General features: G+C 52.6%; 7 protein-coding genes, 1 tRNA gene and 2 rRNA genes. 3 read left to right on the top strand and 7 right to left on the bottom strand.

The features are described 5' to 3' along the window. The 3 genes from rrf (ACTJJA_RS12645) to rrf (ACTJJA_RS12635) all read left to right on the top strand — a co-directional run. Window positions 1–99 (top strand): 5S ribosomal RNA (rrf, locus tag ACTJJA_RS12645); the annotation flags it as partial. A gap of 14 nt (window positions 100–113) precedes the next feature. After that, window positions 114–189: transfer RNA gene (locus ACTJJA_RS12640), tRNA-Thr, on the top strand. A gap of 43 nt (window positions 190–232) precedes the next feature. Next, window positions 233–348, top strand: a 5S ribosomal RNA gene (gene rrf, locus ACTJJA_RS12635). Window positions 349–454: 106 nt separating this feature from the next. Here the strand turns inward: rrf (ACTJJA_RS12635) and ACTJJA_RS12630 are convergent. The 7 genes from ACTJJA_RS12630 to ACTJJA_RS12600 all read right to left on the bottom strand — a co-directional run bounded on the left by ACTJJA_RS12630 (window position 455) and on the right by ACTJJA_RS12600 (window position 9828). Continuing rightward, a complete protein-coding gene (locus tag ACTJJA_RS12630; RefSeq protein ID WP_010436211.1) occupies window positions 455–1213 on the bottom strand; it encodes an amino acid ABC transporter ATP-binding protein in 759 nt (252 codons plus the stop codon). A 7-nt stretch (window positions 1214–1220) separates the two neighbouring features. Continuing rightward, complete coding sequence (locus ACTJJA_RS12625; protein ID WP_010436209.1) at window positions 1221–2324, bottom strand: amino acid ABC transporter permease; 1104 nt, start codon at window positions 2322–2324, stop codon at window positions 1221–1223. A 9-nt stretch (window positions 2325–2333) separates the two neighbouring features. Then, complete coding sequence (locus ACTJJA_RS12620; RefSeq protein WP_182401659.1) at window positions 2334–3515, bottom strand: amino acid ABC transporter permease; 1182 nt, start codon at window positions 3513–3515, stop codon at window positions 2334–2336. Window positions 3516–3581: 66 nt separating this feature from the next. Next, window positions 3582–4607, bottom strand: coding sequence for an amino acid ABC transporter substrate-binding protein (locus tag ACTJJA_RS12615; protein WP_010436204.1), 1026 nt, complete (start codon window positions 4605–4607; stop codon window positions 3582–3584). 489 nt (window positions 4608–5096) lie between these two features. Next, the gene (locus ACTJJA_RS12610) at window positions 5097–5318 is read right to left on the bottom strand and encodes a lipoprotein (protein WP_006178893.1); all 222 of its coding nucleotides are present in this window, start codon (window positions 5316–5318) and stop codon (window positions 5097–5099) included. Between the two features lie 246 nt (window positions 5319–5564). Next, window positions 5565–8678: an efflux RND transporter permease subunit gene (locus ACTJJA_RS12605; RefSeq protein ID WP_440668251.1), complete on the bottom strand. Its 3114-nt coding sequence runs from the start codon at window positions 8676–8678 to the stop codon at window positions 5565–5567. Between the two features lie 10 nt (window positions 8679–8688). Beyond that, on the bottom strand, window positions 8689–9828 hold the full coding sequence (locus ACTJJA_RS12600) for an efflux RND transporter periplasmic adaptor subunit (RefSeq protein WP_440668249.1): 1140 nt from the start codon (window positions 9826–9828) through the stop codon (window positions 8689–8691). Window positions 9829–9850: the final 22 nt, after the last annotated feature.

Genomic DNA, 9850 nt, shown 5'->3' with positions numbered 1-9850 from the left:
GGTGGTCCCACCTGACCCCATGCCGAACTCAGAAGTGAAACGCCGTAGCGCCGATGGTAGTGTGGGGTCTCCCCATGTGAGAGTAGGGAACTGCCAGGCATCAAATTTAGCGTGCTGATATGGCTCAGTTGGTAGAGCGCACCCTTGGTAAGGGTGAGGTCCCCAGTTCGACTCTGGGTATCAGCACCACTTTATACTTAGGTTAAAGTTCGGCAAGAAGTAAAAGAATTTGTCTGGCGGCTTTAGCGCGGTGGTCCCACCTGACCCCATGCCGAACTCAGAAGTGAAACGCCGTAGCGCCGATGGTAGTGTGGGGTCTCCCCATGTGAGAGTAGGGAACTGCCAGACATCAAATAAGTGAGAAGGCCATCCGAAAGGATGGCCTTTTTGCGTTTCTACGCTGCACAAACTGTAGGCCGGGTAAGGCGAAGCCGCCACCCGGCATAACAAACGATTAATGAATCACCTGCGATAAAAATGCCCGCGTGCGTTCTGACTTCGGATGCGCAAAGAACTCATCCGGCGGTGCCTGTTCGACAATCTCTCCACGATCCATAAAGATCACCCTGTCAGCGACAGTTCTGGCAAACCCCATCTCATGCGTCACGCACAGCATCGTCATCCCGGATTGCGCCAGCCCAATCATGGTATCCAGCACCTCTTTCACCATTTCTGGATCCAGCGCTGATGTCGGCTCATCAAACAACATTATCTTAGGTTTCATGCACAGGGAACGGGCGATGGCCACACGCTGCTGCTGACCGCCGGATATCTGCCCAGGGAATTTATTGGCATGTTCAGCAATGCGCACACGCTCCAGATAATGCATTGCCAACGCTTCGGCCTCTTTTTTCGGCATCTTTTGAACCCAAATGGGGGCCAGCGTGCAGTTTTGCAGAACGGTCAGATGCGGGAACAGATTGAAGTGCTGGAACACCATCCCCACTTCCTGTCGTACACGGTCGATATTGCGAATATCTTCATTCAACTCGATACCATCAACCACAATACGCCCCTGCTGATGCTCTTCAAGATGGTTAATACAGCGAATAGTTGTGGATTTCCCTGAACCGGAAGGACCACAAAGTACGATACGTTCGCCCTGCTTCACCTTGAGATTGATATCCTTCAGGACATGAAATTGTCCGTACCATTTATTGACGTTTTCCAGCGTAATCATCGCGTCGGCAGGTGTCATAGTAATCTGGCTCATAATTTCCTCAGTGCGGTGTACGCCCGGTGTTAAAGCGCTTTTCCAGATGCTGGCTATAGCGCGACATGCTAAAACAGAAGATCCAGTAGATCAGGGCAGCAAAGACATATCCCTCGGTGGACATACCCAGCCAGACAGGGTCAACGGTAGCCTGCTGCACGCTGCTAAAGAGATCGAACAATCCGATGATGATCACCAGACTGGTATCTTTGAAGAGGGCAATGATCGTGTTGACCAGACCCGGAATGACCAGTTTGAGTGCCTGGGGAAGAATGACCAGCCCCTGCGTTTTCCAGTAGCCGAGCGCCAGTGATTCCGCCGCTTCGTACTGGCCTTTAGGTAACGCCTGCAAACCACCCCGCACAACTTCTGCGACATAGGCGGACTGGAAGAGAATGACCCCGACCAGGGCGCGTATCAGTTTGTCGATCGTTGTACCTTCTGCCATAAACAGCGGCAGCATGACCGACGACATAAACAGAACGGTGATAAGCGGTACGCCGCGCCAGAACTCAATGAAGATAACGGAGAGGACGCGTACAACCGGCATTTTTGAACGTCGTCCCAGAGCCAGTAAAATCCCCCACGGCAGAGCGCCAGCGATCCCCACAGAAGCAATAATGAGCGTCAGCGTCAGTCCGCCCCACTGACGGGTTTCAACACGCTCGAGCCCCAGAAAACCGCCATACAACAACACCCAAACAATAATCGGATAAACAACAGCCCAGCTCGCAATGTATCGGCCACGGTGAGGAAGCTTTTTCCAGAACATTACGGCGATGGAGAGCAGACCGATAACCAGCGCCAGATTAATCCGCCAGCGCTGTTCATGTGGGTACAATCCATACATGAACTGACCAAAGCGTTCGTGGATAAAGACCCAGCATGCACCCGCTTTCGTACAGTCCGCGCGCGTGGAGCCCACCCAGTTCGCCTGCAGGAAAGCCCAGTTAAGCAGCGGCGGGATCAGTTCCCAGATTAACCACAGGCACACAATCGTCAGCAGGCTGTTACTCCAGCTGGAGAACAGGTTCTTACGTGCCCAGATAATGAAGCGCCCACCTGTTGTGCTGGCAGGACGCGAGGAGTGCGACAATATCGCTTTTGTCATCATGGATCCTTAGCGCTCAACCAGTGCTATACGGCGGTTATAAAGGTTCATCAACAATGAAATCATCAGACTGATGATCAGATAAACAGACATGGTAATGGCAATAGTTTCAATCGCTTGCCCGGTCTGGTTAAGCACGGTCCCAGCGAACAGTGACACCATATCGGGGTAGCCGATGGCTGCGGCCAGTGATGAGTTTTTGACAATATTAAGGTACTGGCTGGTCAGTGGCGGAATGATGACCCGCAAAGCCTGCGGAATAATGACCTGGCGAAGCGTCACGGTATTTGGCAAGCCCAGTGAGCGCGCCGCCTCGTGCTGTCCGTAAGGGACCGCCTGGATCCCGGAGCGGATGATTTCCGCAATAAATGCGGAGGTATAAATCGAGAGCGCCAGCGTCAGTGCGGCCAGTTCAGGAATTAACACCATCCCACCCTGGAAGTTAAATCCACGCAGATGCGGAATATCCCAGTGCAAGGCTGCGCCAAATAGCCAGTGGGCGACTGACGGCAGGCCAACAATCAGTGCCGCGCCAACCGGCCATGTTTTACGCAACTGCCCGGTTTTGATCTGATGCTTACGGTTATAGCGGAACACGCCGACAGAAATCGCGAGTGCGATAATTATTGCGATGATGAAGGCATAAAGCCCTTCAGCGACCTGCGGAGAGGGTATGTATAACCCGCGGTTGCTCAGAAAAAGAAGATCGAAAGCATCCACGGCCTGGCGTGGACCGGGAAGGTTACGCAGGACAGCGAAATACCAGAAGAAAATCTGCAGCAGTGGCGGGATATTACGAAAGGTTTCGATATAAATGGTCGACAGTTTCCGCAGCAGCCAGTTTTCAGACAGTCGGGCCAGACCAAGGAAAAAGCCGAGTACGGAAGCGAACACAATACAGAGCGCTGACACCAGCAGCGTATTCAGCAGACCTACGATGAATACGCGTCCATACGTATCGCCTTCCTGATAATCAACAAGATGCTGAACAATGCCAAAACCCGCGCTGCGATCCAGGAAGGCAAAACCAGAGGTGATGCCTCGGTTATTCAGGTTGGTAACGGTGTTGTGGATTAAATAAATGGCGATAACCACAACCACGACAACAGCAATAATCTGGAACAGCCAGGCGCGGACCGCGGGATGAGAAAAGGACAGCGATCCTTTTACGGCTAAGCGGCGATGGGACATAAAAAACCTCGGTAACCATGACTCTGGACTGGGCACTGCGCTTGCAGTGCCCGTTACAGCAAAGACTTAACGTACAGGCGGTGCGTACTGAATACCGCCGTTATTCCAGAGATTGTTCTGGCCGCGTTTGATCTTCAGCGGGCTTTCCGAACCCACGTTGCGCTCAAAGATCTCGGCATAGTTACCGACCTGTTTAATGATGTTATAAGCCCACTTGTTATCCAGCTTCAGGTCCTTGCCGAAATCACCCTCTTTGCCCAGAAGATGTGCCATATCCGGCGTGGACGGATTAGCGGTTTTCTCATCGACGTTTTTCGAGCTGATGCCCATCTCTTCGGCATTCAGCATGGCAAACAATGTCCAGCGAACGATGGAGAACCAGTCCTCATCGCCGCGGCGAACGACGGGGCCAAGAGGCTCCTTGGAGATCACTTCAGGCAGGACAATCCACTCGGCAGGGTTGCTCAATTTGATGCGTAATGCATAGAGCTGTGACTGGTCAGACGCCAGGGTATCGCAACGGCCTGACTCCAGCGCCTTAGCCGACTCATCGGAGCGATCAAAGGTGACTGGGGTGTACTTCATTTTATTGGATTTGAAGTAGTCCGCGACGTTAAGCTCTGTGTCAGTACCCGCCTGGATGCACACGGTCGCACCATCCAGCTCTTTAGCGCTTTTCAGACCGGCTTTATTGTGAGTAAGGAAGCCGATGCCGTCGTAATAGGTGACGCCGGTAAATGACATTCCCATTCCCGCGTCGCGCGAGGAGGTCCAGGTCGTATTGCGGGAGAGCATATCAACTTCGCCAGACTGTAGCGCAGTGAAACGTTCTTTCGCCGTCAGTGGGGTATATTTTACTTTGCTGTCATCACCGAAAACCGCTGCGGCAACGCCACGGCAGACATCAACGTCAATACCGGTAAACTTGCCGTTCGCGTCGGCATAGGAAAAGCCTGGCAAACCGTCACTGATACCACATTGTACAAAACCTTTCTTTTTAACGGCATCCAGCGTCGTGCCCGCCTGCGCCTGTCCGGCTACAGCAAACAACACGCTCGCGGCGGCCAGGCTGGCTATCATCGTCTTTTTCATAATGGATCCTGTGTGGCGAAATTTATCGTTATAGAGGCGTTTTAAAACGCTTTTACCTGTCTGTGGCTTTGGCCAACGTTTATAAAGCAAACGTAATGCCAGGTTTTGCGCTCGATTAAATAAACACAAGTGAACGCATAATGCTGAGTGTAGACAGGCTTAAATAAATCGAATGCCCCGAAACGGTGCGAAATTCCAACCTGCGCCACAAATTAGAGCAAAAGTTGGTTGAAGGATAAGGTTAAAGCCAGAGATAGTTTCAGCCGTGAATATTGGCAGGGTATTAAATGGATTTAATATGTGAATATCATCACGATGGAACTGGTAATTCGTCAGAATAACCAATAAAGATGTGACGTAAATCTTATAAAAAATACCAGGCGTGAATAAAAGAGGGCTCTTTTTTTTACTTATAAGAAATTAGTGCACTATTTAAAAGCAAAAGCGCGGACAGAGCCGCGCTTTCAGGAATGAGTCATGCCCCAGTGGTTATTTGGTCAGAGCCACGATCCCCAGCGTCAGACCCGCTATTGCGGCAGCACCGCCAGCGATAGCACCGGCTGTTTCCCAGTTATCCTGGGTAGTGCCTTTCATGCAGGTGTTGGTATGAACCAGTCGGCCTTGATCGTCGTATACCGGTACACATGGAGAATCGTGCGCGCAACCAGCAAGCAGCGCAGCGAGAAGTGCAACGGAAATGAATCTTTTCATGATGTTACCTCAGTGTTTTCTCACATTCGCCATAAAGCCAAAACGGCAATTAACGAATTAGTGGCTATTTTACCATCGGTAGAAGTTCGCGTTGCAGGGGGAATAATCTCAAATTATGTGAATTGTAAAAATCATGGAGAAAGTTGAGCGACAAAAAGAATTAATGGAGAAAATATGAAGCTGTAAAAATTTAAAACTGTTGTTTACCTTAAATAAAAAGGCACCCGAGGTGCCTTTAGTGATGGGTTATTCTTTATGGTTTGTGAATCGCCGACGGACAACTACAAAGAATACGGGTACGAAGAAGATAGCCAAAAGCGTTGCAGATAGCATGCCTCCCATCACACCTGTCCCGACAGCGTTTTGCGCGCCGCTCCCGGCACCGCTGCTCATTACCAACGGCATGACACCCAGAATAAAGGCCAACGAAGTCATCAGGATAGGACGAAGGCGCATCCGGGAGGCTTCCAGCGTCGCTTCAATTATCCCTTTGCCCTCCTTCTCCATCAGGTCTTTGGCAAACTCTACAATCAGGATGGCATTTTTGGCCGATAACCCAATTGTTGTCAGAAGGCCGACCTGGAAATAGACGTCATTGTTCAGTCCTCGCAATGATGCTGCGAGAAGCGCGCCAATCACCCCCAATGGCACAACCAGCATGACGGAGAATGGAATAGACCAACTCTCATACAGCGCAGCCAGGCATAAGAACACCACTATCAGTGAGATAGCATACAACGCTGGTGCCTGGTTGCCTGAAAGTCGTTCCTGATATGACATACCTGTCCAGTCGTAGCCGATGCCAGAAGGCAGTTTTGAGGCGAGGCTTTCCATCATGACCATCGCTTCACCGGTACTTTTGCCCGGTGCGGATTCACCGAGGATCTCCATTGATGGCATGCCGTTGTAACGTTCAAGGCGAGGAGAACCATACACCCAGTGGGCGTTGCTAAAGGCCGAGAACGGTACCATTTCGCCATTTACGCTGCGCACGTAAAGGTTGTTGATGTCTCCCGGCAGCATGCGGAAGCGGGCATCGGCCTGGACGTACACTTTTTTCACGCGGCCATGATCGATAAAGTCGTTCACGTAGGTGCCACCTAAAGCCGTCGAGATCGTCTGGTTGACGTCAGAAATACTGACCCCCAGCGCCTGTGCTTTCTCCTGGTCGACATCAAGCTTGAACTGAGGGGTATCTTCAAGACCGTTAGGACGCACGCGAACCAGAAGGTCAGGGTGCTCTTTCACCATCCCGAGCAGTTGGTTACGCGCCTGAGTCAACTGTGTATGCCCCAGGTTAGCCTGGTCAATCAACTCAAAGTCGAAGCCCGTAGCGGTACCCAGCTCAATAATTGCTGGCAGGTTAAACGGGAACACGAGGCCATCTTTAATCTGACTGAAGGCTTTGGTCGCGCGACCGACAATAGCCCCGACGCCATTTTTCTCGCCCGGGCGTTCTTCCCAGGGTTTCAGGCTGACGAAGGCGATGCCGGAGTTTTGCCCCTGGCCGCTAAAACTAAAACCATTCACGGTAAAGACGGACTCAACATTCGCTTTCTCTTTGGTCAGGTAGTAGTTCTGAACCTGATCGAGAACTTGCTGCGTACGTGTCTGGGTTGCTCCGGCAGGAAGCTGAACCATCGTCATAAACACCCCCTGATCCTCTTCAGGCAGGAAGGAGGTCGGCAAGCGCAGGAACAGTACCGCCATGCCGCCGACGATGAGCACGTACACCACCAGGTAGCGTCCGGTCTTGCGAAGAATACCGCTCACGCTGTTGCTGTAGTGTTCCACGCTCTTATCAAAGAGGGTATTGAACCAGCCAAAGAAGCCACCTTTCTTCTCGTGATGTTCACTGGACGCGGGCTTGAGCAATGTGGCGCAAAGGGCAGGGGTGAGGATCAGTGCAACCAGCACGGACAGCGCCATCGCGGAGACAATGGTGAGCGAGAACTGGCGATAGATGGCCCCCGTCGAGCCGCCAAAAAAGGCCATCGGGATGAATACTGCCGAAAGCACCATGGCGATACCGACCAGCGCGCCCTGGATCTGCTCCATCGACTTCTGCGTTGCCTCTTTTGGCGGCAGCTTGTCCTCAACCATGACGCGTTCGACGTTCTCAACAACCACAATCGCATCATCGACCAACAGGCCTATCGCCAGCACCATCCCGAACATCGTCAGGGTATTGATGGAGAAACCGAATGCCGCCAGAACCGCGAAGGTTCCCAACAGAACGACCGGAACCGCAATTGTAGGAATGAGCGTTGCCCGCAGGTTTTGCAGGAACAAATACATGACGAGGAAGACGAGAACAATCGCTTCGAACAGGGTTTTCACCACTTCGTGAATGGAGATTTTCACGAACGGCGTGGTGTCATAGGGATAGACAACCTTCAATCCCTGCGGAAAGAATTGCTGCAGCTGTGCCAGCTTGCTCTTAATTGCTGCCGCCGTATCCAGCGCGTTTGCCCCGGTTGCCAGCTTGATCCCGAGACCCGTCGCCGCCTGCCCGTTAATCCTGGTGACCATGTTGTAGTTTTCGCCGCCCAGCTCAATGCGAGCCACATCCTTCAGGTGCACCATGGAGCCGTCCTGGTTTACCTTCAGCGTCACGCGGCCAAACTCTTCCGGCGATTTTAGGCGGGTTTGCGCGATGATAGAGGCGTTCAATTGCTGGCCCGGAACAGATGGCGTTCCACCTAGCTGACCGGCAGCAATCTGGTCATTCTGCGTTTTCAGCTGATTGATAATATCCAGAGGCGTCAGTTGGTATTTATTCATCGCATTGCTGTCAAGCCAGATACGCATCGCATACTGCGCACCGAACAGCTGCACATCACCAACACCCGTTGTGCGACTAATCGCATCTTTCACATTCGACGCGACGTAGTCAGAGATATCATCCTGAGTCAGGTTTTTATTGTCCGACACAAAGCCCGCAACCAGCAGGAAGCTACTGCTGGATTTTTCAACGCCAATCCCTTGCTGCTGTACTTCTTGTGGCAGCAGCGGCATGGCGAGCTGAAGTTTGTTTTGAACCTGAACCTGCGCGATGTCCGGGTCTGTACCCGACTCGAAGGTCAGAGTGATGGTGACGTTACCCGCAGAATCGCTGGTGGACGACATATACATCAGATTATCGATGCCGTTCATGTTCTGCTCGATAACCTGCGTCACGGTATCCTGCACCGTCTGGGCGTCAGCGCCAGGGTAGGTTGCTGTGATGGCAACAGCAGGAGGGGCGATGGTTGGATACTGCGCAACGGGCAGTTTCAGAATAGCCAGCCCGCCCGCAATCATCAAAATAATAGCGAGTACCCAGGCGAAAACCGGCCTTTGAATAAAGAAATTAGCCATGTCGTTGTCCTTAACTGGCTGGCGTGGCAGCGGTGTCAGGTGTCGCCACGACGGTGACGCCAGGACGGACTTTTTGCAGGCCGCTGACAATCACACGGTCGCCATTTTTCAGCCCTTCGGTCACCAGCCAGCGGTCGCCAATCGCCTGAGGTGCAACGACGGTACGCGATTCAACCTGGTTTTTATCGTTAACCACCATCACCGTTGCGTCACCGCGCGGTGTACGGGTCACGCCCTGCTGCGGAACCAAAATGGCATCCGGCTGTGTGCCTTCATCAATGCGCGCGCGGACAAACATACCGGGTAAGAGTTGATGCTGAGGATTTGGGAAAATCGCGCGCAGAGTAATCGAGCCGGTGCTTTCGTCGACCGTCACATCCGAGAACTGCAGCGTACCCTTCTGCGGGTATGGCTGACCGTTTTCCATCAACAGCTCAACGGTGCTGGTGGCGTCCCCTTTTTCCAGGCTGGTCTGTTTCAGGCGCATAAAATCCTTGCTGGATTGAGTCACATCGACGTAGATGGGATCAAGCTGCTGTACCGTTGCCAGGGCGGTAGCCTGCCCGTTAGTGACGAGAGCCCCTTCGGTGACGCTGGATTTGCCGATACGTCCGTTGATGGGTGATGTCACTTTGGTATAGGCAAGATTGATGCGCGCGCTTTCAACACCGGCTTTTGCGGCAACGACGCTGGCATCGGCCTGTTGCGCCGTCGCCACTGCCTGATCGTATTCCTGCTTGCTGACGTACTGGGTGCCGACCAGCGGGACATAGCGTTTCACCGTCAGATGCGCGATATTCGCTGCCGCCTGCGCTTTCGCCAGTTCGCCTTTCGCACTGTCATAGGCCGCCTGATACGTTGCAGGATCGATTTGATAAAGGGAGTCGCCTGCCTTCACATCACTGCCTTCTGTGAAGTTACGGCGCAGAATGATGCCGCTAACCTGAGGACGAACCTCCGCAACGCGATACGCATCTGTCCTACCAGGAAGTTCCGTTGTGACTGCCAGTGGAGCGCTTTTGACAATGTGTACACTCACCTGAGGGGCTTGCGGATGTTGTTGCTGGTTTTCCTGCCCATCGCATCCGGTGAGCAGTGCGGCGCAGACAATAAAACCGGCTAAGGGTAAGAGTCTGAAATGATTCGTCATTACTGTTCCTTTAAATACCCAT

Origin of the sequence: Enterobacter sp. 22452, from assembly GCF_052045065.1 — a bacterium.
GTDB lineage: Bacteria > Pseudomonadota > Gammaproteobacteria > Enterobacterales > Enterobacteriaceae > Enterobacter > Enterobacter mori.
The sequence above is the reverse complement of the archived record's forward strand: the minus strand, read 5'-3'. Positions and strand labels throughout refer to the sequence as shown.